This window comes from Pseudomonas sp. Pmew2, assembly GCF_058129885.1.
Map to the genome: position 1 here is coordinate 1,050,708 of NZ_CM176702.1, position 25,515 is coordinate 1,076,222.

Here is a 25,515-nt window from a genome sequence, read left to right on the forward strand (position 1 = left end):
GAGGCTCGGATCAGGTGGTCAGGCGATTTTCGCATAACCGGGACTTGTTCGGAGATTCCTTAGAATTCGAATTGACCGAGTCAATGCTGATGATCGATCCCGAGTCGGCGGTTAACATACTTCGAGATATAAAATCGTATGGTATAAGCCTTTCGGTCGATGATTTCGGAACGGGCTATTCGAGTTTGGCTTACTTGAAACGATTCCCTCTTGACGCCCTCAAAATTGACAGGGCGTTCATAAAAGATATAACGAGCAATCATGAGGACGCCGCTATCACCAGAGCGGTCATCGTGTTGGCGCACGAATTGGGTCTTAAAGTCATTGCAGAAGGCGTCGAAACAGTCGACCAGTTAGCGCTGCTTGTGACGTATGGCTGCGATCAAATGCAGGGTTATCTTTTTAGTAAGCCTGTCATCATTGAAGAGTGTGCTTCTATGATTAAATCGTCACGTAGTCTGAAACTGTTGGACATACCTGCTTGAGAACCGCGAGCATGAGAGTTATTCGTAGCAAAGACTTCACCGCACTCAAGCTTGGGCAAGCAACGCCACCAATACTAGATTTCCTTTCACTGCATTTCCTTGCCTGAGTTATTTGAGGGCGTGATTATCAGGAACCTCAGATTCAAGGGCAATGCTTGATAGCCAGCGGGTCCTACATCCTCAGCGCTATAGCCTCTGCCACAAGACACTCCAGTGCAAACTGCTCGGTATAGGTCATCTGAATCGGCGTGGTTTCGCCTTTGACGGTCCTTTCCCCATCCAGAATGTAGCGAATGCGCTTGTCAGTCACACCAATGCGTTTTGCGATCCACGAAGGTGTTTGTCCGATGCGCGAAATCAGCTTGTCGGCATATTCGGTGGACGGGTTATAGAGTTCTGCGTTGGGTGTCATGGGGTGTCCAGATGAAGGTCAGGCGCTGTATGTCAGGGGAGTATGCAGCACGATGGGGTATTCGTCGCCATTGAGGTTGGCAACCCACGCGGTCTTGCAGAGACAGGTACATTGCCTTCGCGAGCAAGCTCGCTCCCACAAGAGCCTGTCTCCAAGAGCAAGCCGGGCGACGTAATTCAATGTAAGTGGCAGATGGGGCGATCCTTCGCCCGCTTTCAGTCAGCATCAATCAAAGTTTCACGCCCAGTGTTACAAACGCGCTGCGTGGCGTGCCCACCTGCAGAATCTGCAAATTGCCCGCCGGGTCGGTCGCTGCGCTGGCGTCGGTGTTGAGGGTGGAGATGTAACGCTTGTCGAACAGGTTGACCATGTTCAGCGAGACGGTGGTGTCTTTGACGGCGCCGAGTTTGCCGAAGTCGTAACCGAGGTTGGCGTTCGCTACCCAGTAGCCGCTGACACTGGAGTCGTTGGTGTAAGTGTAATAGCGCTTGCTGATGTAGTTGCCCTGCATGCCGGCATTCCAGTGCTCCCAATTCCAGTCCAGGTTGCTGGAATACATCAGCTTGGGCGTATCGACGACGGTTTTGCCTTTCACATGAACGGTGCTGCCGCCGCTGGCATAGTCGTCGTCATAAGTGCTGTGGTTGTAGGACATGGAGTTGGACCAGCGCCAGTGCTCGTCGGGCGTCAGGCCGAATGACAGTTCCAGGCCCCGACTGGTGACAGAGCCGACGTTGGCAACGCCGTTCTGGCAGATGACGATGCCGGTACAGTTGGTGATGGCCACCAGGCGATTGTCGAATTTGGTGTTGTAGACCGCCGCGGATGCCGAATACAGCTTTGTGCTGCGGCGCACGCCCAGTTCAGCGGTTTTCGAGGTTTCGGGTTTGAGGTCCTTGAAGCCGTTCTGCGCATCCACTGCGGTCTGCGTGGTGAAGAACGGGCTGTAACCGCCACTCGGAAAGGCCGCCATGTTTTCCGAATAAGACGTGAACACTTCATCGCTGTCATTGAGTGTGTAGGTTGCGCCCACTTGCGGCAAAAACCTGTCCCGCGCTTCCAGCGAACCGCTGGCATAACCGCCGCCTTTACCTTCGGCAGTGGAGGTGGTGACAGTGTTCTTTGCGCCGAACTCAAGCTTGAGACGGTCATCGAGCAGGGTATAGGTGTCGCGCAGGAAAAACTGTCGGGTCAGGTCGTTGTAGCTCTGGTCCAGTACTGTCGCCGCCTGCCTCAGGCCATTGGTTTTGACGATATGGTTTTGCGGAGTCGCATTGGTGGTATCGAACAGGTAACGGGCGATGTCGTTCTTGTTCGATTGAATCCAGAACCCGCCCTGAATTTCATGCTGGCTCAGGAAGTAGGTCAGCGAACTCTGGAAGCCGGTTCGATCAATGCCATACACCGTGCTGCGAATCGAGTTGCTGGGGACAGTGGTCGAGCCGCTGGTAAAGATGAACGGATAGTACGAATTGCCCCGGCCCGAGTCATGGTGGTGATAGACCGTCGCGTCCAGCACCAGATCATCGGTGAGCGAGAAATTGCCGTTGAGGATGTCCAGTTCGTCGTCGCGCAGGCTACTGGCGTTGTAGGTCGCATCGCCTGCGCTGGTTACGCCGCCGGTGTAGATGCCGTTGGCCGCATTGACCGCGCGGGTCCAGTCCGGCGTGTAGTAACTCCAGTTGTAGCCCAGGCGCTGGATGATGCTCTTCGACAGACTGGGCAGATTGGCTTCGTCGTGAGACGAGGTGCTGTGGAAAAAGCTCACGCGGTTTTCGCCGAAGTTGTAATTGACCTTGGCGTTCACAGCGTCGGATTTTTGCGGGTTGTCGTGACCTTTCCAGGCATCGGCGTCGTACTTTTCTCCCGACACATAAGCGGACAGACCGTTGTATTCGCCTGTGTCGACGCGCATGAAAGTGCGCGAGGTGTCGTAACTGCCCAGGGTCTGTGACAGTCGCGCGCCGAATTCCTTGTCCGGATTGGAACTGGTGAACTGGATGGTGCCGCCCAAGTCACTGTTCGATGCCGTGCCCAGCGAACCGATGCCTGGAGCCACTTCGCTGGCGGCGATGTTTTCCGCGATGATCGCCCGGGTGATGCTCAGACCGTTGAAGTTGCCGAAGCTCATGTTGCCAAGCGTGACGCCGTCCAGGGTGTAGCCTAGGGTCTGTTCCCGTTTCACATTGGCAGCCACAGAAAAGCGCAGGCCATTGCTATGACGCTTTCATAGTTTCTCTTGAGTTTGTCGAACCGAGAAGCCGCCGCCCGGAAATGCTTCAACCGGGCAAAGGCGTTTTCTACGAGATGTCGATTGCGATATAACCCTTTGTCCAGATCTGCGTTCCCTTTCAGAGAATTGCGCTTTCGTGGAATCACCACTTTGCTGCCTTGCTGCTCGACCTGAGCGCGTATCGCTTCAGTGTCGTAGCCCTTGTCCGCAATGATCACTTCTGCATTGGGCATCTTGGCAATCAACGAGGCCGCCTGCGAACAATCATTGGTCTGGCCTCCGGTCACGTCAAATGCAATGGGCAGCCCACAAGCGTCTACAGCCAGGTGAATCTTGCTGGTGTTACCGGCTCGGCTTTTTCCGATGGCCTGGTCCTGCGTGCTGGCAGCACCTGCACTGTGCTGATGAGCCTTTACATAGCTGCCATCAATGAAAACCCACTCCATGTCAGGATCGGTCATCAGCACCTCAAGCACCTTGACCCACTTGCCTGAAGCAGACCAGGCATTGAACCGCTTGTAGACCTTGCTCCAGTTTCCAAACGCTTTCGGCAGGTCTCGCCAAGGGCAACCCACACGCATGCGGTACAGCATGCCTTCAACCGTGGTGCGCAAATCTCGCTTGTTGTAGATCGATTCGTGCAGCAAAATTTCTCGAAGCTTCGGCCAGTGCTCATCACTGAGCATTAATCGGGGCATTGCAGGCTCGTATTGGTGTTGTGTGAGAACTCCAACAATACGGGCCTGTTCTCATAGAGATCAATGGGTTACGTCGAAACGGGAACAGACCCTAGGTGGTGCATGTCAAAACCGCGCAGGCTGATGCGCTGGCTGCCTTCTTCACGACCCAGCGGGTCGCCGGACTGGAAGTTGACACCCGGTAGTCGTTGCAGAACTTTCAACGGGCTGGTGCCTGCGGAATAAGCGCTTACGTCCTTTTGCGTGACGCGTTGCACCTGCCGGGTTTCGCCCTGGCCAATCACTGACACCGTGCCCAGTGTCACGGCAGCGGTGTCGTCGCTGGCGGGCGCCGTCACTGAGGTGGGCACATCGTCATCGGCCTGAATGAACGGGCTGATCAGGCACAGTGAATTCAATGAAACCAGCAACGCAAGGCCCGTTATCGGGAATCGAGAAGCACGCGGTATCGATCGATTGTTCATGAAAAGGTTTTCCTGGGGCGTCAGGGCGCCGCGCTTGCGACGGGGAATCTGCAGGACGGTGTTAGCGTTGACATGAGTCCAGTTCGCCCTTCAAGACGTACGAGTCCGTCGTGTTTTCGAGGGGCTCGTTTCAACGAAAGGGCTCGTTTGAACTGGGGGTGATATTAATACTCACTGTGTGTATTAATTATGACCAGTGGCGCGTTATCCCGATTTTTCTGCCGGTCAATGCCGACTCGGCGCGTTGGCAGTTGGTCGTAAATTTCATTAGGCAAGGCGTCCGTTGCGATGCTATCTGTCCAGACTCAGTGGGTTCAGCCCAATCGTGAATACGTATTTCCGAAGGCCGGGCAACAGGGCATCACCCTCTGAATCCGCGGTTTGCACCTTGGACTGAAACGGGAGAACTCGATGAAATTGCTTCGTTACGGTGAAAAGGGCCAGGAAAAGCCAGGCCTGCTTGATGCTGCCTACCAGATCCGCGATCTGTCCGCGCATGTCACGGACATCGCTGGCGAGGTGTTGAGCCCGGCAGGCCTTGCCAGCCTGGCCGCGCTTGATCCCGAAAGCCTGCCTTTGGTGGCGGGCCGACCGCGCATCGGGGCGTGCGTCGGGCAGGTCGGCAAGTTTATCTGCATAGGCCTGAACTACGCCGACCACGCAGCCGAATCGCGGATGGAAGTGCCCAAGGAACCCATCATATTCAACAAGTGGACCAGCGCAATTTGCGGCCCGGACGATAACGTCGAAATTCCTCGCGGTTCGCTCAAGACTGACTGGGAGGTCGAGCTGGGCGTGATCATCGGCAAGGGCGGGCGTTATATCGACGAAGCCGTTGCCATGGAGCACGTTGCCGGATATTGCGTAGTCAATGATGTGTCGGAGCGCGAGTGGCAGCTTGAGCGCGGCGGAACCTGGGACAAGGGTAAAGGCTTCGATACCTTTGGTCCGATAGGCCCTTGGCTGGTGACCCGCGACGAGGTTACCGACCCTCACTCACTCGACCTGTGGCTGGAGGTTGACGGTCATCGTTATCAGAATGGCAATACGCGCACGCTGATTTTCAACGTGCCGCAACTGATCGCCTACCTGAGCCGTTGCATGAGCCTGCAACCGGGTGATGTCATCTCCACGGGTACGCCGCCGGGTGTGGGCCTGGGCGTCAAGCCAGAGCCTGTCTTCCTGCGCGCAGGGCAACGCATGCGCCTGGGGATTGCGGGGCTGGGCGAGCAGAATCAGTTGACCGTTCAGGCCGACTGATTCGCTGCCTGCGGGGAGTCGGCAACCGACTCCCTGTTACATAAAAATATCAGCCCTGCACAAACGCCAGCAGGTCTTTGTTGAGTGCCTCGGCATGGGTCACGGCAAAGCCGTGCGGCGCGCCGGGATAGACCTTCAACTCTGCACCCTTGATCAGCTCGGCGGCGCGCTTGCCTGATGCTTCGAACGGCACAACCTGATCACCATCGCCATGAATCACCAGGGTCGGCACATCGATTTTCGCCATGTCCGCACGGAAGTCGGTTGCGGAGAACGCCGTCACGCAATCCAGCGTGCCTTTGAGCGAGGCGAGCAGGGCGATATTCAAGGTCTGGGCCTGTACGCCCTCGGAAACCTTCTGTCCTTTGTTCAGGCCGTAGAACGGCGTGGCGAAATCACTGATGAATTGCGCGCGGTCTTTGAGCAGACCCTCCTTGATGCCATCGAACACTGATTTGTCGACGCCTTCCGGATTGTCGTCAGTCTTGAGGAAAAACGGTGTGACCGAGCCCAGCAAGGCCAGTTTGGCAACTCGCTCGCTACCATATTTTGCGATATAGCGCGTCACATCTCCGCCGCCCATGGAAAAGCCCACCAGCGTCACGTCGTGCAGATCAAGATGCTCGATCAGCTCGGCGATATCGTCAGCGAAGGTGTCGTAGTCATAACCGGTCCACGGCTGGCTGGAACGACCGAAGCCTCGGCGGTCGAAGGCAATGGTGCGATAGCCCCGGCTGCTGAGGTATTCCATCTGGTATTCCCACATATCCGCATCCAGCGGCCAGCCGTGGCTGAACAGTACCGGCTTACCCTCGCCCCAGTCCTTGTAATAGATCTCGGTGCCATCTTTTGCGTTGAACGTGCTCATGCAGATTCCTCTCGATGTCGGGTTGATCGGGCAAGCGCTCTGGTGCACAGGCTCATGCATGCCTTCGGCAGCCGCCGATAATTCCGGCAGTTGGCGCTTTGCATAGTTCAGTCGGGAAGAATGAGCGTACTGTTCTGGCGCAATTTTTTGAAACATCGGCTCATCGTATTTCCCTGCCGGAACCGAACTTGCCGGGCATAAGGGAATCAGTTCCTTGGGATCAAAGCGCGCTTTGGCCTGTGCATGGTTGTATTTGTCCATTGAAGGAGAGAACTGCGTGGCGTCTCAGCTGAAAATCTTGATCCTGTCGGGTCTGCTGCTATTCGCAGGCAGTTTCAATCTCCAGGCAGCCGATGTACCTGCTTTGCCAATGGGCGCTGCGGTGCCGACCGACGACAAGGCGGCCGAAAAGGCCGATGGCAAAGCAGCTGACAAACCTGCAGCGAAAGCGGATGACAAGGCCGCTGAAAAGGCGGATGCGAAACCGGCAGACGGCGGCGAGCCAGCGGCGGCAGAGGCCCCGGAGCTTCTGGTGCAGGGCGGGTTGCTCGGTGCCATCAGTTCCAGCATTGATGACGTCCAGGAAAAGCTCAATCTTGACGACAACCTCTTCGACGCCTGGCAGCTGCGCGCCGACCGTGCAGCCGACGAGCTGGAGAAGCTGGTCAACAAGCGCACTACACGTTCTCCGTGGAGTGTTGCCGGGGACTTCCTCGCCTTGTCGTTTGTCTGGATCGGCTCGTTTGCCGTTCTGACCTCGTTGGGTCGTTTTCTGGCGGTGCGCTTGTGCCGGACGCCGTTCATGCGGGTGCGCGAGCGCAGTCAGGCGCTGCTCAAATACGTGTTGCCGTTCACCTTGCCAGCCATCGTCTGTCTGCCATTGACTCTCTACGTCAGCCACTTCATGCCGTCTTCAGTGGGCCGTGCGCTGGCGCTGTGCTTCGCCTATGCGACCAGCAGTGGCATCGTGTCGACCTCGGTGCTGCTCTGCGTGATTGTGATGTTCAACTCCGGGCACAAGCGCGCCGCGGTACGCATGATTCGCCGCTACGCGCCGAGGCCACTGTTTGTGGTCGGTTTTCTGGCGGCGCTGAGCGATGCACTGACCAGCCCGCAGATCGCCCGCCAACTGGGCAGCAACGTCACCACCAGCGTTGCGGTGTTCACCGGGCTGTTTGCGTCGGTGGTGTTCTGCATGCTGATCATCAAGGTGCGCCGCCCGGTGGCGCACCTGATTCGTAACCGTTCCTTGAGCAGCCGCCTGCAACGGCCAGCACTGCAGCAGTCGCTGAAAATCTTCTCCAACCTGTGGCACTTGCCAATCCTGCTGATGATTCTGGTCTCGGCGATCAACCTGATCGGAGCCGGTGAAGACAGTCAGGAAGCGCTGCGTTGTGCGTTGTTCACCACCATTCTGCTGATCGCCACGGTATTTTTGAGCACAGTGTTCCAGCACCTGTTCAAACCGACCGAGTCCCTGGGGCGCGGCGGGCATGTGTACAAGGCGCGTCTGCTGAGCCTGGTGTACGCGGTGCTGCGCATTGCGCTTGCCATCGGGTTCATCGAGATACTGGGGCGTATCTGGGGCTTCTCGATGTTCGAGTTTGCCCAGCGCAACACGCTGGGTCGCGTGATCAGCGATTCGCTGAGCAGTATCGGCCTGATCTTTGTGGTCACCTGGCTGCTGTGGGTGGTGCTCGACACGGCCATTCAGGAAGCTCTCAAACCACCAGCGAACCATCGCAGTGGCCGCCAGCCGAGCACGCGAATCAAGACCATTCTGCCGCTGCTGCGCAACGCGGTGAAAATCATTCTGGTGGTGATCTGCGCGATCACCACCATGGCCAACCTGGGCATCAACGTTGCACCGCTGCTGGCGGGTGCCGGGGTTGTCGGTCTGGCCATCGGTTTCGGTTCGCAACAACTGGTGCAGGACGTGATCACCGGTCTGTTCATCATCATCGAAGACACTTTCTCGGTGGGCGATTGGGTAGTGCTCAGTACTGGCCACTCCGGATCGGTGGAAAGCCTGACCATCCGTACCGTGCGCCTGCGTGACGGCAAGGGTTTTGTCCATTCCGTGCCGTTCGGGCAGATCAAGGCGGTCACCAACCAGTCGCGGCAGTTCGCTTATGCGTTCTTCTCGGTGCAGTTCACTTATGACTCGGATATTGATGATGCGCTGGCGCTGATCCGCGAAACCGGGCAGTCGATCAGCGATGACATTCTGCTCAAGCACAACCTGCAAGGACCGCTGGAGGTGTTCGGCGTCGACAGCATGAACCTGAACGGCATGGTGTTGACCGCGCAATTCCGCACCTCTTCCGGTGGTCAGTACGCAGTGGGGCGCGCCTTCAACGAGCGCCTCAAGCGTCTTGTGGATAAAAACCCGAACGTGCGTTTCGCGCAGACTTATCCACAGATGGTCATGGGGCCGGGCTTCAACAACCCGCAGGCTGGTGTCGAAGCCGAGGGGCCTCCTGCGCCCTCGGACCCTGCCGCTGCGACACCTTCTGCGCCGACACCTGCACCGCTTGGTTTGCCCAAGGGCAACAGCCCGCCGGGTCCGGCAGCTCAGTAATCAATCGGGCGGCATGAGACGCTGCAACGCATTGTGGCGGCGTCATTGTCCCGCCAGGCTGCGCAACTGTTGGGGGTTGGCAGGCAACGTGTTATGTTTGCAGGCGTTTTTCAATTGTTCGTTTGATTATCTGATACCGAGCCTGCTGACTCTATGCGAATGCGCCTTATGCTGTTGGGCGGCGGGAATGCCCTCGGGCAGGCGCTGATTCGTCTGGGTGCCGAGGAAGACATTGGTTTCCTCGCACCACGTCCACCGCAAGACGGCTGGGACGTGGCGAGCCTCACGCAACTGCTTGATGACACCCGCCCCGATGCCCTGATAAACCTTGCTTACTACTTCGACTGGTTTCAGGCGGAGACCGTGAGCGCAGCGCGCCTGACCCACCAGGAGCGCTCTGTCGAGCGTCTGGCCGAACTGTGTCAGCACCACAACATCACGCTGGTCCAGCCTTCCAGTTATCGTGTGTTCGATGGCTCGCGCGCGACTGCCTACAGCGAAAAAGACGAGCCAGTGCCCTTGGGTCTGCGCGGTCAGGCGCTGTGGCGTATCGAGCAAAGCGTGCGCGCCACCTGTCCGCAACATGTGCTTGTGCGTTTTGGCTGGTTGCTGGATGACAGCGCTGATGGCGTGCTTGGCCGCTTTCTTTCGCGCGCCAAAGAACCCGGAGAGCTGCTGCTGGCCGATGATCGACGCGGCAACCCGACGCCGGTCGATGATGCGGCGCGGGTGATTATTTCAATCGTCAAGCAACTCGATTGCGAAGCGCCGCTGTGGGGCACGTACCACTACGCCGGGCACGAAGCGACCACGCCACTGGCGCTGGGTCAGGCGGTGCTCACCGAAGCACGTCTGCTGCACCCGCTGGCCATTGAATCGCCCACCGCACAGGCTCACGCCGCGCGTCCCGATGCAGCCGAGGAACCGCAGCACGCGGTGCTGGCCTGCAAGAAAATTCTCCACACTTTCGGCATCAAGCCCCGCGCCTGGCGGGCCGGCTTGCCAAGCCTGCTGGACCGGTATTATCGACATGTCTGACGCCCCTGTTCTGATTACGGGAGGTGCGGGTTTCATTGGCTCGCACCTGACCGATGCATTGCTTGCCGACGGGCATTGCGTGCGTATCCTCGACAACCTCTCGGCGGGCAAGCGCAGCAATCTGCCGCTCGACAACCCGCGGGTTGAACTGATCGAAGGCGACGTAGCCGATGCCGAGCTGGTCAAGCGCGCTGCGCAAGGCTGTAAGGCCGTGGTGCACCTGGCAGCGGTGGCCTCGGTTCAGGCGTCAGTTGACGACCCGTTACGCACCCATCAAAGCAACTTCATCGGCACACTGAATGTCTGTGAGGCCATGCGCGAAGCGGGCATCAAACGCGTGATCTTCGCGTCCAGCGCGGCGGTATACGGCAACAACGGCGAAGGCGAAGCGATCACCGAAGACACCACCAAAGCACCGCTGACTCCGTACGCATCGGACAAGCTGGCCAGCGAGTTCTACCTGGATTTCTACCGCCGTCAGCATGGTTTGGAGCCGGTGATCTTTCGCTTCTTCAACATCTTCGGCCCGCGCCAGGATCCGTCGTCGCCGTATTCGGGCGTGATCAGCATCTTTGCCGAACGCATCCAGAAACGCCTGCCGATCAGCGTGTTTGGCGACGGCGAGCAAACGCGCGATTTCTTCTACGTGGGCGACCTGCTCAAGCTGCTGCTGCAGGCCCTGTCACGGGAAAACGCCATCGAAGGTGCGATAAACGTCGGCCTGAACAAGACCACTTCGCTTAACGAGCTGCTGTCGGCGCTCTCGCAAGTGGTCGGGAAACAGCCGGAAGTGAGCTATCAGGCACCGCGCTCGGGCGACATCAAGCATTCACGGGCCAGTAACCAGCGTCTGCTGGAGCACTTCAGCATTGATGAGCCGACACCACTGGTTCGTGGGCTTGAGTTGCTGATGGGGCAATGAGCCCCGCATCGACTGTAAGTGCTGATCGTCCCCAAGCTCTGCGTGGTGATGCATTTCTGGACGCTCTGCGTCCGCTCTTGAGCGTGCGGTGCAGCGCCTATTTGTGACGCAGAGCGTCACGAACTGCATGCCGACGCGGAGCATCGGCACGATAGCCAGGAGTCCGGGCGCGGGTTAAATAACGGCACGATAATCAGGAATCCAGCACGCAGAGTTCAAACCACAAAACACAAAGGCACCCGATAAGGGTGCCTTTGTGTGTGTGGCGCTTGAAGGTGTGCAGGTCAGAACTTGTAACCCACGCCCACCATGTATACCCACGGGTCGATATTCACGTCGACCTTGGTCTTGCCGACGGCCAGGGCAGAAGGGCCGTCCACAGTCGCTTTGGTATCGATGTCGACGTACCAGACCGAGGCGTTGACCAGTACGTTGTCAGTGATCATATAGTCCATGCCCAACTGAGCAGCCAGACCAACCGAGTCCTTGAGCTTGAGGTTGCTGAAACCCTGATCCTTGCGATTGCCGGTCAGGTCGGTATCGAAGAAGGTGGTGTAGTTGATACCCACGCCCGCATACGGTTGAAATTTCGACGAAGGTTCCATCGGGTAGTACTGCAACGACAGCGTCGGCGGCAGTTGCTTGATATCAGCCAGCTTGCCGTCCAGGCCTGGCCCCAGGCCTTTTACTGAAACGGTGTGGCTGAACGGTGTAGCAGCCAGCAGCTCGATGCCGACATGCTGGGTCAGCATGTAAGCGAAGGTCAGACCGAGCTGGTTTTCGCCATCGACAGTGGCTTTGGTGCCGGAGACCTTGGCACCGTCCAGACGGACTTCGCCGCTGTCTTCATTGGGCTGGACGTGCGCAACACCGGCGCGAACGATGAAGTCGCCAGGCTCGTAGGCATGTGCCGCGACCGGGGCGGCGATGGCAAGCGCGACAACAGACGCGCGTAGCAAGTGCTTGTTCATGGAGGCTCCAGAGATCAGTCAAAATTTATGGGCATAATGTTAAAGCGCTGTCGAGCGGCGACTTTGACTCAGCTCAATGAAATCGCTGGGAACCTCGTCATCCTTATGAATCCGGCAACTCGTAGACAAGTATCTTGTCTGCCTGCATCTGATAACCCGCTTCTGCCAGTTCGCTGGTAGACGATTTGGCCTGCATCGGTCCTTCGATCCAGTACGGCTGATACAGCTCATCGACCTTCACACCCAGCTCACTCGTGACATGCACGATCTGGTTCGCTGGCGGCGGCGGCACATGGATGCAGGCACCGAAATACGGCACCAGCAAAAACTCCGTCACTCTGCCTTCCTCACTGACCTCAAGTGGCACGATGTAGCCCGGTAAACGCACCAGCTTTCCATCCAGTGCCTTGACCACTGGCGCATGCGGAGCCAGTTGATGGGCCGCAGGCGCTGCCTCCATGGCCAGTGCATCGGACAGCTTGGACATATCGTGTATCGGAGCCGTTACCGGCTTCACCACGGGTGCATCGGGTGGAATCATGTCATTCCAGGTCAGTTCACGCGGCTCGGCGGCCCACAGTTGAGTGGAAACCGAAAGCAGCAGAGTGAGTAGCATGCGCCGCATCATGAAGGTCCTCATAAACGAATCGACAGTCCATCGGCCAGTGACTGCCTGTAGGCTCGCCAGGCTGGCACGGTTCCCATCAACAGCGCGCAACCGAGAATGGCACCGAGCAGGGTCCATTCATATTGGCCAGGTGGCATAGACGACAGGTACAGACCGTAGTTGTCGAGCACGTAGTCTCTGGCCACGAAGATGCCGATATAGAGCAGTGCGAGGCCGCTGATGACACCCGCAAGTGCCAGGGCGAAGGCTTCAAGTATAAGCAGACTTGCGATATGCCAGGGCCGTGCGCCGACCGAGCGCAGGATGGCCATCTCCCGGCGTCGTTCATTGAGGCTGGTGAGAATCGCGGTCAGCATGCCGATCAGACCGGTTAGCACCACGAACAGCGAAATTACGAACAGTGCCTTTTCAGCGGTGCCCATCAGGCTCCACAGCTCTTGCAGCGCCACGCCGGGCAGAATCGCCAGCATGGGTTCGCCACGGTATTCGTTGATTTCGCGTTGCAGGCTGAAGGTTGAGATCTTGCTGTTCAAACCCAGCATGAAGGCGGTGATCGCAGTCGGCGTCAGATCCATATTGCGTGCCTGATCGGCAGAGATACGCTCGTTGCCTCGCGCCGGTGCGCCGTTGTGCCAGTCGATATGAATGGCTTCCATGCCGCCCAGGCTGATATGCAGCGTGCGGTCCACCGGTGTACCGGTCGGCTTGAGTATGCCGACCACGGTGAACGGCTTGTCGTCATGCTTGACCAGACTGATCGCTGCCACACCGTGCGCCAGTACAAGCTTGTCGCCCAATTTATAATGCAGCGCCTTGGCGACCTCCGAGCCCAGCACTACCTCAAAGGGATCGGTCTTGAATTCGCGTCCTTCGGCCATTTCCAGATGTTGTTGGCGACCGAACTGATAATGCTCGAAATACGCTTCGTTGGTGCCCATTACCCGATAGCCACGATGGGAGTCGCCCAGCGAAATCGGGATCGCCCATTTCACCTGTTTGCTCTGGGCAAAATGCTCAAAGCTGTCCCAGCGAATGTTGTTGGTGGCATTACCGATGCGGAACACCGAGTACAGCAACAGGTTGATCGAGCCGGAGCGCGCACCGACGATCAGGTCGGTACCGCTGATGGTGCTGGCGAAGCTGGAGCGGGCTTCGGTGCGCACCCGCTCTACGGCCAGTAGCAGGCACACCGACAGCGCAATGGCGAAGGCAGTGAGAAACGCGGTGAAACGGCGGTTGGCCAGGCTGGCCATGGCCAGACGAAACAGATACATCTCAAATCTCCACGGCGACGGCGGCGCGATTCAGGTCGCTGAGCGACAGGTTGCGATCAAACAGCGGTGCCAGGCTCTGGTCATGACTGACAAACAGCAGGCTGGCCCCGGCCTCGCGGCATTCGGCGAACAGCAGGCGAATGAACGCTTCGCGAGAGTCGGCGTCCAGCGCCGAAGTGGGTTCGTCGGCGATCACCAGTTCAGGTTGACCGATCAGCGCACGGGCCGCGGCCACGCGTTGTTGCTGGCCGATGGACAGTGAGTCGGCACGTCGTGTCAGCATCGCCGGGTCTTTCAGGCCCAGGTGGGCGAGCAGGGTGGTGGTCGCTTTTTCGACGCTGCCGTGGCGTTGCTTCGCACGCTCGGCGCGGACGCTGGAAAAATGGCAGGGCAGCTCGATGTTTTCTCGCACCGACAGAAACGGCAACAAATTGAACTGCTGAAAGATGTAGCCGGTGTGATCGACTCGGAAGCGATCACGTGCTGCCGCCGACAGTGTCGACAGGTCCTGATTCAACAGGCGAATGCTGCCGCTGACAGGTTTTTGCACGCCGCCCAGCAGGCCCAGCAAAGTGGTTTTGCCGCTGCCGCTGGGGCCTTTGAGGAACAGGGTTTCGCCGGTTTGCAGGCGAAATTCGGGGATGTCCAGTAACTGCGGATGGCCTGGCCAGTTGAAGCTCAGGTTCGATAGCTCGATCAGTGCTTGGGTCATGGGCTGACTCACGCTAGGTTGGAAATTAAAAGACCGGGCCAGGCCCGGTCGTTGTACCGCAGAGTGCGATCAGAATTTCAGCGTTGGGTTGGCTGCGATCACTTCTGCGCCCGATTGGCCGCCTGGCGAGATCAGTTGTACCTGAAGCTTCTTGGTGTCGGGAAAGGTTTTGAAGATTTGTGACAGGTCGAGCCTCTTCAGAACGGCCGGTGCGTCACAGACGAACTTGTAGTGGCCGTGAATTTCGCTGTGCTCATGATGATCGGCATCGCCGCCCTTGGCGTGCTCATCGTGATCGTCATCCTTGTCGCCGAACAGCGGGCTTTCCAGTTTCACCGAGGTGGCCGAGCAATTGGCAGCATCGGCGATGCTGAACAGCGCGTTGGGCTTGAGTAGCAACTCGCGCGCCTTGGCGACTTTGGCCTTGTCTTCATCCGAAGTTGCAACGTGCTCGAAACCGACGATATTCATGGCCGGGCTGTCGAATTCAAATTCCAGCGTCTTGCCTTCCAGCACCACATCCAGACGTCCTACGCCATGCTCGTGGGCTCCCAGACTGCCGTGTTCATCGCCGTGATCATGGTCATGTACTTCGGCTGCGTGGGCAGCAACGAGTGGCAACAGGGCGAAAGGCAAGGCGAGTAGCAAACGGCGCATAGCGGACTCCGGGGACAATATTGATGAAATTTGTTATGTGATCTTATAACAAGTGCCGGTGTGCGTGGACGTGTTTTTGTTCAAGCACTGGACTATCCGGTCTTCATGGACCGTTATCTGGCGGCGTTATCTGGAATACCCTGGCCCGTGCTTATGCTGAAGTAGTCTCAGCCTTTGCGTCATCAGGTCCTACTCTGAAAAATGAAAATCGCTGTACCTGCGCCGGATGCGCCGGGAGGGTTTTCATCGCCAGCCGAGTGTGACATCAGGGAAGATACTCATGAACAAGCTCCATCCGAATAGAGAAATCCTGCGTGCGGTGTACAAGGATCCAACTCGAATTACCGAATTCGCCGACGCTGACATTGTGCTGCACAAAGCCGATCAGGGCGCTGGTGTTGGCTTGTCCATAGCCATTGGCAAGGACGCAGTGCTTTCCCACGAAATCAATCTGATCAGGCGCACACGTCAGACCCTCTACATGGATGTCCACGACATCATTGCCAACGAGCACTATGGCTCGGTGCTGGGAGAGATGCGCGCCAGTTGCGAGGGCCGGAAGATCATCATGCCGTTTTGCGGCCTGTGGCGGTTTCGTGATGGCAAAATTGTCGAGCATTGGGAAAATGTCTATGACGTGCGGGCGCTTGGCAACTTCATGAACGGCAAAGAGCCGGTCATCAGCCAGTGGCGTTACGGTTGATCATGGGCATGCGCGCCAGCCTGTGGGAGCATGTATGCCTGACTGTCAGCAGGTACACATCATGTTGCGTATTCGTGGAACCGTAGGCCAGTGGCCGGTGGATTTGACTCTTGAGCTGGACGAAGGCGACTGGGCGCAACTGGGCGCGCAGCTCAAGGCGGCAGCTCCCGACTTATCGGCCGCCGTGGTCGAGAGCAAGCCGCTCAACCAGGACGACAGGCTGTGGCAGGTCGCACAGGAGTTGTTGCAAAAGGCCGGGCAGATGAGTGGGCCGGATCTGCTGGGGCAACTGGAAGGGCTGGCCAGCAGTACCGCGGCAGGCAAGCATTTGCTGGTGCGCCTGCGTCACTCTGCGAACGTGAAGGTCGAGAGCGGCGGGGATGCGCCGCTGTACAGCTGGGTCGACGCGACGTGATCTGACCTGGTTGTTCAGTCACCGGCACCCGTGCGGTGCCGGTGGCAAGCTGGCTTAATACAGCGCGGCGAACAGCTTGCGACGGTATGCGGTCACCAGTGGATGCTCATTGCCCAGCAGGTCGAACACTTGCAGCAGCGTCTTGTGCGGCAGGCCCTCGGCGTAATTGCGATTGCGAATGAACAGTTTGAGCAGGCCATCCAGCGCGGCTTCGTACTGTTGACGCGACAATTGCTGAATCGCCAGTTGATGCACCGCTTCGTCATCCTGAGGGTTTTGCGCCAGACGACTTTTCAGTTCGGCCACATCCGGCAGGGTGGCCGCTTGTGCCAGGAACGTCAGTTGCGCCTTGGCACCCGCCAGCTCGGCTTTGTGTGCATCACCGGTAACGGCGTCCAGCACTGCCTTTGCCTCGCTCAGTTCGCCACGTTCTGCCAGGCAGCGCGCATACAGAATCAGTGCTGCGGCATTGGTGTTGTCTTCGCCCAACAGCACCTTGAGCAGTGCTTCGGCTTCGGCAAAACGGCTTTCGGCAAACAGCTCTTGCGCTTGCTTGAGTGGATCGGCGGCCGGCGGAGGCGGCATGACGACATGCTGTTCGAGAATCTTGCGGATTTCCGATTCAGGCTGGGCTCCGGCAAAACCATCCACCGGCTGGCCGTCCTTGAACAGCACCACGGTCGGCAGGCTACGAATACCGAAGCGCGCAACAATGTCCTGCTCGATGTCGCAATTGACCTTGGCCAGCAGCAATTCGCCCTGATAACTCTCGGTGATTTGCTGCAGCAGGGGCATCAAGACCTTGCAGGGCGCACACCACTCGGCCCAGAAATCGACCAGTACGGGCTGGTCGAACGATTTGTCGATCACCAGTTGATCAAAGTTCGCGGCGGTTGCGTCGAAGATGTAAGCAGTTTCCTGGCTCATTGCACGTCTCGAAGAATCTGAATGCCGCCAACTATAAAGCCCGCAGGGCAATGCTGAAAGCGGCGTCGGCGGTGGGGCATCGTCCTTGCCCCGCACGCTCAGCGCTATCCACACATCTGCTTGTGATTCTCGCCGAAGGCCGTGGGAGCGAACATGTTCGCGAAAGGGACGGAAAACGCTCTGGAAAGTTATCGTTCGAACGACCTCCTTCGCGAACAAGTTCGCTCCTACAGAGACCGTTTAGCTGAGCGCTCCCGAGCTGTTATTTAGCGCTCACCGCGCCGCATGATACAGACTCACATCCCGAAACTCGTGGGGTTCAGCCAGGTCCGGCAGGGTGTGCGCATGCAGCATCGTCAGGCGCTGGTAAGCAGCGTGCTTGAAGTCGCGCACGCGGGAGTCTGCCACCAGTGCTTCGCGGCCCCGGGACAGAAATTGATCCAGCAGCGGCAGGTTGGCGCGGTCGTACAGCACGTCGGTAACCAGAATCAGATCAAAGCGATCCGCTTCGGCGAAAAAATCCGTCGAGTAGCTTAACTGCACCTGGTTGAGTTCGGCATTGGCCCGGCAGGCAGCGATCGCCAACGGGTCGAGATCACAGGCCACCACCTCAAGTGCCCCGGCCCTCAGCGCGGCAATACCTGCCACGCCCGAACCAGCACCGAAATCCAGTACCCGCTTGCCTTCTACCCAGTACGGGTTTTCGGCCAGAAAGCGCGCCAGAGCCAGGCCGCTGGCCCAGCAGAAGCTCCAGTACGGTGGCTCTTCCAGAATGCGGCGCGTTTCATCCGGGCTGAAGGCACGGTCCATGTTGGCATCGTCGATCAGCCACAGTTTCAGCTCAGTGCCCGGCAACGTTGTGACAACCAGCCGGGCGTCGCCGAGCAGTTCGCTCAGCGCGTCCTGAAGGTGTCGCGGAGCAGTCATGGCGCCTTGACGAATTGCAATTGCCCCAGTGCCTGAGTGGTGGGCTGGTCGATGCGCATCGACGGCAGGTGCAGTATCAATTGCCCCGACTGACTGGCACGGCCGCGCAGTTCGACACGCCCGCCTACCGGAAAGGCTTCCGGGTTGAAGCGTAACTGGAACGGCAATGACTGGCCGTTGCCCTTCAGCAAGGTGTTGGTCAGCAGCTTCTGTGGACGACCGCGCTCGTCGATCACCAGCATCGCCAGTTCGACCTCGGCCCCGGCAGGTACGCCGAGCAGTTGCCCGCTGAGTTCACGTTGGTACGGTTGCAGCGGGCCGGGCCCGGCAGGCACTTTGATTGCCGGGGCGACGGGCGGTGCCGCAGCCGGTTTTGGCGCGTCATTGCTGCTGCACGCGGCCAGCAAGCCAATGAGGCCGAGTAGAATAACGGGGCGTAACGTCATCAAGAGCTCCACAAGACAAAAATCGAAAGGCTGAGTGACGCCATGCATGCAGTATTACCGAGCGCAGGCAATTTCACATCGCTTTAATGCGCGTCTATATACCGTAAACCCTCAGCCTTGTCTTGCCAGCAGGATGCGCTAACATGGCGCTCCTCATTCTTTCGTTGCCAGCCACCATGCACTGTCCCTTCTGCGGTGCCAATGACACCAAAGTCATCGACTCCCGCCTCGTCGCCGAAGGCGAGCAAGTACGCCGCCGACGCGAGTGTCTGGCCTGCGGCGAGCGCTTCACGACGTTCGAAACTGCCGAGCTGGTTTTGCCGCGTCTGATCAAACAGGATGGCAGTCGTCAGCCTTTCGATGAAGAAAAACTGCGCGCCGGTATGCAACGTGCGCTTGAAAAGCGTCCGGTGAGTGTCGAGCGCCTTGAGGCGGCACTGGTGCACATCAAGCACAAGCTGCGAGCGACCGGCGAGCGCGAAGTCAAATCGCTGGTGGTTGGCGAACTGGTCATGGCCGAGCTGCAAAAGCTCGATGAAGTGGCCTACATCCGCTTCGCCTCGGTGTACCGCCGCTTTCAGGACCTCAACGAATTTCGTGAAGAAATCGACCGTCTGGCCCGCGAGCCGGGTAAGGAATAAGTGCATTGCTGACTGAACAGGCGGCTCTCGACGTTCATTACATGGCGCGTGCGCTGGAGCTGGCGCGTAACGGGCTCTACTCCACGCACCCCAACCCGCGCGTCGGCTGCGTTATTGTGCGTGACGGCCAGATCGTCGGTGAGGGCTGGCATGTACGGGCTGGCGAGCCGCATGCCGAAGTGCATGCCCTGCGCCAGGCCGGCGAACTTGCCAGAGGCGCGACCGCCTATGTCACCCTTGAACCGTGCAGCCACCAGGGGCGCACGCCGCCCTGTGCCGATGCGCTGGTCAACGCCGGGCTGGCGCGGGTCGTCGCGGCCATGCAGGACCCCAACCCTGACGTGTCCGGTCGTGGCCTGTTGCGCCTGATGAATGCTGGTATCGGCGTTCAATGCGGCGTGCTGGAAAGCGAAGCGCGAGCGCTGAACAAAGGCTTTCTCAAGCGCATGGAAACCGGACAGCCCTACATACGCGTGAAGATGGCCATGAGCCTGGATGGCCGAACCGCTATGGCCAGCGGCGAAAGCCAGTGGATCACCGGTCCCGAGGCGCGTTCCGCCGTTCAGCGTCTGCGCGCGCAGTCGAGCGTAGTGCTGACCGGAGCCGATACGGTGCTGGCCGACAAGGCCCGCCTCACCGTGCGCCCCGATGAGTTGGGTCTCAATGCAGAATTGACCGCGCTGGCCGCTGCGCGTCCGCCCCTGCGGGTATTGATTGACGGTCGTCTGCGCGTGCCGCTGGACGCGCCGTTCTTTCAGGCGGGCAGTGCGCTGGTCGTGACCTGTGCTGCGGCGTCGGCGCGAGGTCGCTATCAGGAAGAAGGCCACGAAATGCTGGCACTGGCTGACAGCGCCGGTCATGTGGACCTGCGCAAGTTGATGGGCGAACTGGCCACGCGTGGCGTCAATGAAGTGCTGGTCGAAGCCGGTCCGCGGCTGGCGGGTGCCTTTGCGCGTCTCGGGCTGGTCGACGAGTTTCAGATATTCATTGCCGGCAAGTTTCTCGGCTCATCGGCCCGGCCGCTGCTCGACCTGCCGCTGGCGCAGATGAGCGAAGCGCTGGAGCTGAACATCGTGCAAATGCGTGCCGTCGGTAATGACTGGCGAGTCATCGCTCTCCCTGTGCGCGCACCCGGCGTATAATTCCCGGCTTTCGCCTTGCGCGCAGCCCTTGTTCTCCCGGAGGACCCATGTTTACCGGCATTATCGAATCCATCGGCAGCATCCGCGCCCTGACTCCCAAGGGCGGCGACGTCCGCGTTCACGTGGAGACCGGCAAGCTCGACCTGAGCGACGTCAAGCTTGGCGACAGCATTGCCGTCAATGGCGTATGCCTGACCGCCGTCGAATTGCCCGGCGACGGCTTCTGGGCTGACGTCAGTCGTGAAACCCTGACCGTAACTGCCTTCGTCGATCTGAAGAGCGGCAGCCGGGTCAACCTGGAAAAGGCCCTGACCCCGACTACGCGTCTGGGCGGCCATCTGGTCAGCGGCCATGTCGACGGCGTGGGCGAAATTGTTTCCCGTGCCGATAACGCCCGCGCCATTCAGTTTACGGTGCGTGCTCCGCGCGAGCTGGCCAAATACATCGCCCATAAAGGCTCGATCACGGTCGACGGCACCAGCCTGACGGTCAACTCGGTCAATGGTGCCGAGTTCGAACTGACCATCGTGCCGCACACCCTCAGCGAAACCATCATGGCCGACTACCAGCCTGGCCGTAAGGTCAACCTGGAAGTAGACCTGCTGGCACGTTACCTGGAGCGCCTGCTGCTGGGCGACAAGGCCGCCGAGCCGGGCCACGGCACGATCACCGAAAGCTTTCTGGCCGAGAACGGCTACCTCAAATCCTGAATCAAGGGGGTGCCGCGTGGCGCTCAATACTATCGAAGAACTGGTTGAAGACATTCGCCAGGGCAAGATGGTCATCCTCATGGATGACGAAGACCGTGAGAACGAAGGCGACCTGATCATGGCCGCCGAATGTGTGCAGCCCGAGCACATCAACTTCATGGCGCGTTTCGCCCGTGGCCTGATCTGCATGCCGATGACCCGCGAGCGCTGCGAAACTCTCAAACTGCCGCTGATGGCACCGCGTAACGGCTCCGGCTTCGGCACCAAGTTCACCGTCTCCATTGAAGCCGCGGAAGGCGTGACCACCGGTATCTCCGCAGCCGACAGGGCACGCACCGTTCAGGCCGCCGCTGCCAAAGAAGCCAAAGCAGAAGACATCGTCAGTCCTGGGCACATCTTCCCGCTGATGGCTCAGGCTGGCGGCACCCTGGCTCGCGCCGGTCATACCGAAGCGGCCTGCGACCTGGCGCGCATGGCAGGCTTCGAACCGACGGGGCTGATCTGCGAAGTCATGAACGACGACGGCACCATGTCGCGTCGCGTCGAACTTGAAGAATTTGCCCGGCAACACGACATCAAGATCGGCACCATTGCCGACCTGATTCACTACCGGATGATCCATGAACGTACCGTTCAGCGGATTGCCGAGCAGCCGATGGACAGCGAACTGGGCAGTTTCAACCTGGTGACCTACCGCGATTCGGTCGAGGGCGACGTGCATCTGGCGCTGACCCTGGGCAAGATCTGCGCAGAAGAACCCACGCTGGTTCGCGTGCACAACATGGACCCGCTGCGCGACCTGCTGATGGTCAAACAGCCCGGCCGCTGGAGCCTGCGCGCCGCCATGCGAGCGGTTTCCGAGGCGGGCAGCGGTGTTGTGCTGTTGCTTGGTCACCCCTTGGATGGCGATGTATTGCTGGCACATATCCGCGAAACCGCAGGGCAGCAACCGATCAAGACGCCGACCACTTACAGCACGGTGGGTGCCGGTTCGCAGATCCTTCGTGACCTCGGCGTGCGCAAAATGCGCCTGATGAGTTCACCGATGAAGTTCAATGCGATATCCGGTTTCGATCTGGAAGTTGTAGAATACGTGTCCTCCGAATAAATACCGGCAGGTCGGGGCGTGCGAAAGACGGTTTTTCGCAGCTTTTGGCCTGACAGTTGCGATTCGTGGCCTAATATCCCTCAAAGTCCGCCCCAAGGCGGGCTTGCTCTTTAATACGAGACTCACCGAATGACCTTGAAGACCATCGAAGGTACCTTCATCGCCCCACAAGGCCGCTACGCCTTGGTAGTGGGCCGTTTCAACAGCTTCGTCGTGGAAAGCCTGGTTAGCGGTGCCGTTGATGCGCTGGTACGCCACGGTGTCAGCGAAAGCGACATCACCATCATCCGTGCGCCGGGTGCGTTCGAAATTCCGCTGGTCGTGCAGAAAGTTGCCCAGCGCAGCGAATTTGCGGCCATCGTCGCGCTGGGTGCGGTGATCCGTGGCGGTACTCCGCACTTTGAATACGTTGCAGGCGAGTGCGTCAAAGGCTTGTCTCAGGTGTCCATGGAGTTCGGCGTTCCGGTCGCTTTCGGCGTACTGACCGTCGACTCCATCGAGCAGGCCATCGAGCGTTCCGGCACCAAGGCCGGTAACAAGGGCGCTGAAGCTGCTCTGTCCGCCATTGAAATGGTAAGCCTGCTGTCGCAGCTGGAGGCCAAGTGATTTCCGACGATACCGACCAGTTCAACCCGCGCGACGCCAAATCGCCGGAAGCTGCCAAGGGCAAAAGTGCCAAACGTCGCGAAGCGCGGCAGATGGCTACTCAGGCCCTTTATCAGTGGCACATGGCTGGCCATGCGTTGAACGAGATCGAAGCACAGTTTCGTGTAGACAACGATTTCAGCAATGTCGACGGCGCCTACTTCCGTGAACTGCTGCACGGTGTGGCCACCAACAAGACCGAGATCGACACCGCGCTCTCGCCTTGCCTCGACCTGACCATCGAAGAACTCGACCCGGTTGAACTGGCCGTCCTGCGCCTGTCGACCTTCGAGCTGCTCAAGCGCATCGACGTGCCTTACCGCGTTGTAATCAACGAAGGCATCGAGCTGGCCAAAGTCTACGGTTCTACTGACGGCCACAAGTTCGTCAATGGTGTGCTGGACAAGCTGGCGCCGCGCCTGCGTGAAGTCGAAGTGAAGGCCCACAAGCGCTGATTCGCGCCTGACCTTTATGGGAGAGTTCGAGCTGATCCGCAATTACTTCGCCGCCGCGCCCTGTGCGCAGGTGGGCGAGGAAGTTGCCCTGGGGATCGGCGACGACTGCGCGCTGCTGGCGTTAGCGCCCGGCGAGCAGTTGGCGATCTCGACCGATACCCTGGTTGCCGGGGTGCATTTTCCTGATGTCTGCGACCCCTTTCTGCTTGGCCAGCGCGCGCTGGCGGTATCTGCCAGCGATCTGGCGGCCATGGGCGCTCGTCCTGTCGCGTTTACCCTTGCCTTGACCCTCCCGCAGGTCGATGCCGACTGGCTGCAGGCATTTGCCCGCGGCCTCAATCACATGGCGCTGGGCTGTTCGCTGCGTTTGATCGGCGGCGATACCACACGCGGGCCCTTGAGCCTTACGCTGACGGTGTTCGGCGCTGTTCCAGCCGGCTCGGCCCTGACGCGCAGCGGCGCTTGCGCCGGCGATTTGCTCTGCGTTGGCGGCGCGCTGGGTGATGGTGCAGGCGCGTTGCCGCTGGTATTGAAGCAACGCAGCGCCGAGGCTTCGATTGCCGAGGCGTTGCTGGCCCGCTACTGGTCGCCGCAACCTCAGCTAGCGCTGGGGCAGGCATTGCGGGGCAGGGCGACGTCGGCGCTGGACATCTCCGATGGGCTGCTGGCTGATTGCGGACACATTGCCCGTGCATCAGGCGTCCGGCTGGTCGTCGAGCGTGACAGGCTGCCGATGTCTGATCAGTTGCTGACGTTGTTCGATCTGCCGTCTGCCCGGCAGGCTGCGCTCAGCGGTGGCGACGATTACATCCTGGCTTTCACGCTGCCGTCCGGACACCTTGCCAGCTTGCTGGATGAAGGCTGGCCGGTGCATGTGATTGGCCGGGTAGAAAAGGGCCAAGGTGTCGTTGTTGTCGACGGCGCAGGGCTGGATGTCACGCCCGATACGCGTGGCTACCAGCATTTCGACAGCGCGCAGTGAAGCGATGCACTGCGTCTATCTATCGAACTTTATGATCTAAATGCCCGAGAATTCAGCCTGAGCGTCCGCAGGAACCTGCTGTTACAATGCGAATCTTGCGAATTTCCAGTCTTCATACTGATCAGGAGCACACGGTGCCCGTCGTATTTGTCGCCGCTTCCAAACTGCCCACCCCCTTTGCAGAGTTTGCCATGCACGGCTTTATCGAGTCGGCAACCGGCCGTGAACATGTCGTCCTGAGTCTGGGCGATGTGGCGGACGGTGCGCCGGTTCTTGGCCGCGTGCATTCCGAATGCCTGACAGGCGACGCCCTGTTCAGTCAGCGTTGCGATTGCGGTTCACAACTTGAAGCCGCCCTGCGCGCCATTGCTACCGAAGGGCGCGGCGTATTGCTGTATCTGCGTCAGGAAGGGCGCGGTATCGGCCTGATGAACAAGATCCGCGCCTACGAGCTGCAGGATGGCGGCGCTGACACAGTAGAGGCCAATGAGCGTCTGGGCTTTGCTGCCGACCAGCGCGATTACGCGATCTGCCTGCCGATGCTTCAGCACTTGGGCGTTCAATCGTTGCGTCTGATGACCAATAACCCGCGCAAGGTCAAGGCCTTGACCGACATGGGCATCACGGTCGCCGAGCGTGTGCCGTTGCACACCGGACAAAACCCGCACAACCGCCTTTATCTGGCGACCAAGGCGGGCAAGTTGGGACACATGATGGGTAACGAGCATCAAAGCGAGGTCGGCCCCGCGTGACACGCAGCGAGGTGCGTCAAAAGCTGGAAATGGCGTGGTGGCGTCAACTGGGTCTGACCCTGGCACCATTGCTGGTGGTCTGTGTGTTTTTCGGTGCCAGCGAGCCGCTCATTCCTGTGTTGGCGATACCGCTGTTCATTGCCGGGATAGGCTCGATGTTCGTCAGCCTGAAGCCGTTCGGGGCTTACAAGCGTGCGCTGACGGCTACCCAGGCTGCACTCGACACGCCGGAAGAGCCGGCAGCATGGCTCAAACTCGCTGCTGTCCGCCGTATGGCCTTTCTCGCTGCCGGGCTGCCCGCGTGGATCGCCGCCATCGCAGTGCTGTTCGGCTTGCACCCTTTGCCGGTCTGCCTGCTGGCGTTTGCCAGCGCAGTCCTGCTCTACCTATACCGCATTCCTGCGCTTTCCCGCTGATCGACCCTGGCTGATTTTTCCAGACGAAGTGGGTACGACCAGC

The 25,515-nt window shown here is 59.2% G+C and carries 26 protein-coding genes and 3 pseudogenes; 16 read left to right on the forward strand and 13 right to left on the reverse strand.

Annotation, left to right across the window (positions count from 1 at the left end; translation table 11 throughout):
• Window positions 1–59: 59 nt before the first annotated feature.
• A pseudogene (locus AC4ANK_RS04795) lies at window positions 60–485 on the forward strand (EAL domain-containing protein); the annotation flags it as partial.
• 172 nt (window positions 486–657) lie between these two features.
• On the opposite strand, the gene AC4ANK_RS04800 reads toward AC4ANK_RS04795, so the two are convergent.
• The 4 genes and pseudogenes from AC4ANK_RS04800 to AC4ANK_RS04815 form a co-directional block, all read right to left on the reverse strand.
• Complete coding sequence (locus AC4ANK_RS04800; protein ID WP_003317071.1) at window positions 658–897, reverse strand: hypothetical protein; 240 nt, start codon at window positions 895–897, stop codon at window positions 658–660.
• Between the two features lie 229 nt (window positions 898–1,126).
• Window positions 1,127–3,064 (reverse strand): annotated as a pseudogene (locus tag AC4ANK_RS04805) (TonB-dependent receptor); the annotation flags it as partial.
• 14 nt (window positions 3,065–3,078) lie between these two features.
• On the reverse strand, window positions 3,079–3,828 hold the full coding sequence (locus AC4ANK_RS04810; protein WP_460382697.1) for an IS5 family transposase: 750 nt from the start codon (window positions 3,826–3,828) through the stop codon (window positions 3,079–3,081).
• Window positions 3,829–3,917: 89 nt separating this feature from the next.
• Window positions 3,918–4,292 (reverse strand): annotated as a pseudogene (locus tag AC4ANK_RS04815) (ligand-gated channel); the annotation flags it as partial.
• 411 nt (window positions 4,293–4,703) lie between these two features.
• Between AC4ANK_RS04815 and AC4ANK_RS04820 the strand changes: the two are divergent.
• Complete coding sequence (locus tag AC4ANK_RS04820; RefSeq protein WP_002555446.1) at window positions 4,704–5,552, forward strand: ureidoglycolate lyase; 849 nt, start codon at window positions 4,704–4,706, stop codon at window positions 5,550–5,552.
• A 49-nt stretch (window positions 5,553–5,601) separates the two neighbouring features.
• On the opposite strand, the gene AC4ANK_RS04825 is transcribed toward AC4ANK_RS04820, so the two are convergent.
• Window positions 5,602–6,420 carry an alpha/beta fold hydrolase gene (locus tag AC4ANK_RS04825; protein WP_005734479.1) on the reverse strand — a complete coding sequence of 273 codons (819 nt, stop codon included), beginning with the start codon at window positions 6,418–6,420 and terminating at the stop codon, window positions 5,602–5,604.
• Window positions 6,421–6,697: 277 nt separating this feature from the next.
• On the opposite strand from AC4ANK_RS04825, the gene AC4ANK_RS04830 reads away from it, so the two are divergent.
• The 3 genes from AC4ANK_RS04830 to AC4ANK_RS04840 all read left to right on the forward strand — a co-directional run bounded on the left by AC4ANK_RS04830 (window position 6,698) and on the right by AC4ANK_RS04840 (window position 10,961).
• On the forward strand, window positions 6,698–9,001 hold the full coding sequence (locus AC4ANK_RS04830; protein WP_005734480.1) for a mechanosensitive ion channel family protein: 2,304 nt from the start codon (window positions 6,698–6,700) through the stop codon (window positions 8,999–9,001).
• A 153-nt stretch (window positions 9,002–9,154) separates the two neighbouring features.
• A complete protein-coding gene (locus tag AC4ANK_RS04835) occupies window positions 9,155–10,039 on the forward strand; it encodes a sugar nucleotide-binding protein (RefSeq protein ID WP_002555443.1) in 885 nt (294 codons plus the stop codon).
• Complete coding sequence (locus tag AC4ANK_RS04840) at window positions 10,032–10,961, forward strand: NAD-dependent epimerase/dehydratase family protein (protein WP_460383500.1); 930 nt, start codon at window positions 10,032–10,034, stop codon at window positions 10,959–10,961. Before AC4ANK_RS04835 ends, AC4ANK_RS04840 begins: the two co-directional genes overlap by 8 nt.
• A gap of 284 nt (window positions 10,962–11,245) precedes the next feature.
• Here the strand turns inward: AC4ANK_RS04840 and AC4ANK_RS04845 are convergent, their stop codons facing one another.
• From AC4ANK_RS04845 to AC4ANK_RS04865, 5 genes are all read right to left on the reverse strand, one after another.
• Entirely contained in the window at window positions 11,246–11,932 is a 687-nt protein-coding gene (locus tag AC4ANK_RS04845; protein ID WP_002555441.1) for an OmpW/AlkL family protein, read from the reverse strand.
• Window positions 11,933–12,035: 103 nt separating this feature from the next.
• On the reverse strand, window positions 12,036–12,560 hold the full coding sequence (locus AC4ANK_RS04850) for a DUF3299 domain-containing protein (RefSeq protein ID WP_002555440.1): 525 nt from the start codon (window positions 12,558–12,560) through the stop codon (window positions 12,036–12,038).
• Window positions 12,561–12,568: 8 nt separating this feature from the next.
• Window positions 12,569–13,834: an ABC transporter permease gene (locus tag AC4ANK_RS04855; protein ID WP_002555439.1), complete on the reverse strand. Its 1,266-nt coding sequence runs from the start codon at window positions 13,832–13,834 to the stop codon at window positions 12,569–12,571.
• A gap of 1 nt (window position 13,835) precedes the next feature.
• Window positions 13,836–14,546: an ABC transporter ATP-binding protein gene (locus AC4ANK_RS04860; protein WP_002555438.1), complete on the reverse strand. Its 711-nt coding sequence runs from the start codon at window positions 14,544–14,546 to the stop codon at window positions 13,836–13,838.
• 69 nt (window positions 14,547–14,615) lie between these two features.
• Complete coding sequence (locus tag AC4ANK_RS04865) at window positions 14,616–15,203, reverse strand: DUF2796 domain-containing protein (protein ID WP_002555437.1); 588 nt, start codon at window positions 15,201–15,203, stop codon at window positions 14,616–14,618.
• Between the two features lie 280 nt (window positions 15,204–15,483).
• On the opposite strand from AC4ANK_RS04865, the gene AC4ANK_RS04870 reads away from it, so the two are divergent.
• Both AC4ANK_RS04870 and AC4ANK_RS04875 read left to right on the forward strand, forming a co-directional pair.
• The gene (locus tag AC4ANK_RS04870) at window positions 15,484–15,906 is read left to right on the forward strand and encodes a nuclear transport factor 2 family protein (RefSeq protein WP_002555436.1); all 423 of its coding nucleotides are present in this window, start codon (window positions 15,484–15,486) and stop codon (window positions 15,904–15,906) included.
• A 61-nt stretch (window positions 15,907–15,967) separates the two neighbouring features.
• Entirely contained in the window at window positions 15,968–16,321 is a 354-nt protein-coding gene (locus AC4ANK_RS04875) for a hypothetical protein (RefSeq protein ID WP_002555435.1), read from the forward strand.
• A gap of 54 nt (window positions 16,322–16,375) precedes the next feature.
• On the opposite strand, the gene trxA is transcribed toward AC4ANK_RS04875, so the two are convergent.
• From trxA to AC4ANK_RS04890, 3 genes are all read right to left on the reverse strand, one after another.
• Entirely contained in the window at window positions 16,376–17,248 is an 873-nt protein-coding gene (gene trxA, locus AC4ANK_RS04880) for a thioredoxin (protein WP_002555434.1), read from the reverse strand.
• A gap of 273 nt (window positions 17,249–17,521) precedes the next feature.
• Window positions 17,522–18,175 (reverse strand): class I SAM-dependent methyltransferase, encoded by a 654-nt coding sequence (locus tag AC4ANK_RS04885; RefSeq protein ID WP_057425042.1) that lies wholly within the window; start codon window positions 18,173–18,175, stop codon window positions 17,522–17,524.
• Window positions 18,172–18,621, reverse strand: coding sequence for a hypothetical protein (locus AC4ANK_RS04890; protein WP_002555432.1), 450 nt, complete (start codon window positions 18,619–18,621; stop codon window positions 18,172–18,174). Before AC4ANK_RS04890 ends, AC4ANK_RS04885 begins: the two co-directional genes overlap by 4 nt.
• A gap of 176 nt (window positions 18,622–18,797) precedes the next feature.
• Between AC4ANK_RS04890 and nrdR the strand changes: the two genes are divergently transcribed.
• The 9 genes from nrdR to AC4ANK_RS04935 all read left to right on the forward strand — a co-directional run bounded on the left by nrdR (window position 18,798) and on the right by AC4ANK_RS04935 (window position 25,472).
• A complete protein-coding gene (gene nrdR, locus AC4ANK_RS04895) occupies window positions 18,798–19,262 on the forward strand; it encodes a transcriptional regulator NrdR (protein WP_002555431.1) in 465 nt (154 codons plus the stop codon).
• Window positions 19,263–19,303: 41 nt separating this feature from the next.
• A complete protein-coding gene (gene ribD, locus AC4ANK_RS04900; protein WP_161795790.1) occupies window positions 19,304–20,404 on the forward strand; it encodes a bifunctional diaminohydroxyphosphoribosylaminopyrimidine deaminase/5-amino-6-(5-phosphoribosylamino)uracil reductase RibD in 1,101 nt (366 codons plus the stop codon).
• A 47-nt stretch (window positions 20,405–20,451) separates the two neighbouring features.
• Window positions 20,452–21,114, forward strand: a complete 663-nt coding sequence (locus tag AC4ANK_RS04905) for a riboflavin synthase (RefSeq protein WP_002555429.1) — start codon at window positions 20,452–20,454, stop codon at window positions 21,112–21,114.
• A 16-nt stretch (window positions 21,115–21,130) separates the two neighbouring features.
• Complete coding sequence (ribBA, locus tag AC4ANK_RS04910; RefSeq protein WP_002555428.1) at window positions 21,131–22,222, forward strand: bifunctional 3,4-dihydroxy-2-butanone-4-phosphate synthase/GTP cyclohydrolase II; 1,092 nt, start codon at window positions 21,131–21,133, stop codon at window positions 22,220–22,222.
• A gap of 129 nt (window positions 22,223–22,351) precedes the next feature.
• The gene (gene ribH / locus AC4ANK_RS04915) at window positions 22,352–22,828 is read left to right on the forward strand and encodes a 6,7-dimethyl-8-ribityllumazine synthase (RefSeq protein WP_002555427.1); all 477 of its coding nucleotides are present in this window, start codon (window positions 22,352–22,354) and stop codon (window positions 22,826–22,828) included.
• Window positions 22,825–23,322, forward strand: a complete 498-nt coding sequence (nusB, locus tag AC4ANK_RS04920; protein WP_002555426.1) for a transcription antitermination factor NusB — start codon at window positions 22,825–22,827, stop codon at window positions 23,320–23,322. Before ribH ends, nusB begins: the two co-directional genes overlap by 4 nt.
• A gap of 16 nt (window positions 23,323–23,338) precedes the next feature.
• Entirely contained in the window at window positions 23,339–24,304 is a 966-nt protein-coding gene (gene thiL, locus AC4ANK_RS04925) for a thiamine-phosphate kinase (RefSeq protein WP_002555425.1), read from the forward strand.
• A 134-nt stretch (window positions 24,305–24,438) separates the two neighbouring features.
• Entirely contained in the window at window positions 24,439–25,056 is a 618-nt protein-coding gene (gene ribA / locus AC4ANK_RS04930) for a GTP cyclohydrolase II (RefSeq protein ID WP_004655834.1), read from the forward strand.
• Window positions 25,053–25,472 (forward strand): hypothetical protein, encoded by a 420-nt coding sequence (locus tag AC4ANK_RS04935; protein WP_002555423.1) that lies wholly within the window; start codon window positions 25,053–25,055, stop codon window positions 25,470–25,472. Before ribA ends, AC4ANK_RS04935 begins: the two co-directional genes overlap by 4 nt.
• Window positions 25,473–25,515: the final 43 nt, after the last annotated feature.

Coding starts and splice junctions, on each gene's coding strand:
- AC4ANK_RS04800 (WP_003317071.1), bottom strand. CDS start 897: ATGACACCCAACGCAGAACTCTATAACCCGTCCACCGAATATGCCGAC.
- AC4ANK_RS04810 (WP_460382697.1), bottom strand. CDS start 3,828: ATGCCCCGATTAATGCTCAGTGATGAGCACTGGCCGAAGCTTCGAGAA.
- AC4ANK_RS04820 (WP_002555446.1), top strand. CDS start 4,704: ATGAAATTGCTTCGTTACGGTGAAAAGGGCCAGGAAAAGCCAGGCCTG.
- AC4ANK_RS04825 (WP_005734479.1), bottom strand. CDS start 6,420: ATGAGCACGTTCAACGCAAAAGATGGCACCGAGATCTATTACAAGGAC.
- AC4ANK_RS04835 (WP_002555443.1), top strand. CDS start 9,155: ATGCGAATGCGCCTTATGCTGTTGGGCGGCGGGAATGCCCTCGGGCAG.
- AC4ANK_RS04840 (WP_460383500.1), top strand. CDS start 10,032: ATGTCTGACGCCCCTGTTCTGATTACGGGAGGTGCGGGTTTCATTGGC.
- AC4ANK_RS04845 (WP_002555441.1), bottom strand. CDS start 11,932: ATGAACAAGCACTTGCTACGCGCGTCTGTTGTCGCGCTTGCCATCGCC.
- AC4ANK_RS04850 (WP_002555440.1), bottom strand. CDS start 12,560: ATGATGCGGCGCATGCTACTCACTCTGCTGCTTTCGGTTTCCACTCAA.
- AC4ANK_RS04855 (WP_002555439.1), bottom strand. CDS start 13,834: ATGTATCTGTTTCGTCTGGCCATGGCCAGCCTGGCCAACCGCCGTTTC.
- AC4ANK_RS04860 (WP_002555438.1), bottom strand. CDS start 14,546: ATGACCCAAGCACTGATCGAGCTATCGAACCTGAGCTTCAACTGGCCA.
- AC4ANK_RS04865 (WP_002555437.1), bottom strand. CDS start 15,203: ATGCGCCGTTTGCTACTCGCCTTGCCTTTCGCCCTGTTGCCACTCGTT.
- AC4ANK_RS04870 (WP_002555436.1), top strand. CDS start 15,484: ATGAACAAGCTCCATCCGAATAGAGAAATCCTGCGTGCGGTGTACAAG.
- AC4ANK_RS04875 (WP_002555435.1), top strand. CDS start 15,968: ATGTTGCGTATTCGTGGAACCGTAGGCCAGTGGCCGGTGGATTTGACT.
- trxA (WP_002555434.1), bottom strand. CDS start 17,248: ATGAGCCAGGAAACTGCTTACATCTTCGACGCAACCGCCGCGAACTTT.
- AC4ANK_RS04885 (WP_057425042.1), bottom strand. CDS start 18,175: ATGACTGCTCCGCGACACCTTCAGGACGCGCTGAGCGAACTGCTCGGC.
- AC4ANK_RS04890 (WP_002555432.1), bottom strand. CDS start 18,621: ATGACGTTACGCCCCGTTATTCTACTCGGCCTCATTGGCTTGCTGGCC.
- nrdR (WP_002555431.1), top strand. CDS start 18,798: ATGCACTGTCCCTTCTGCGGTGCCAATGACACCAAAGTCATCGACTCC.
- ribD (WP_161795790.1), top strand. CDS start 19,304: ATGGCGCGTGCGCTGGAGCTGGCGCGTAACGGGCTCTACTCCACGCAC.
- AC4ANK_RS04905 (WP_002555429.1), top strand. CDS start 20,452: ATGTTTACCGGCATTATCGAATCCATCGGCAGCATCCGCGCCCTGACT.
- ribH (WP_002555427.1), top strand. CDS start 22,352: ATGACCTTGAAGACCATCGAAGGTACCTTCATCGCCCCACAAGGCCGC.
- thiL (WP_002555425.1), top strand. CDS start 23,339: ATGGGAGAGTTCGAGCTGATCCGCAATTACTTCGCCGCCGCGCCCTGT.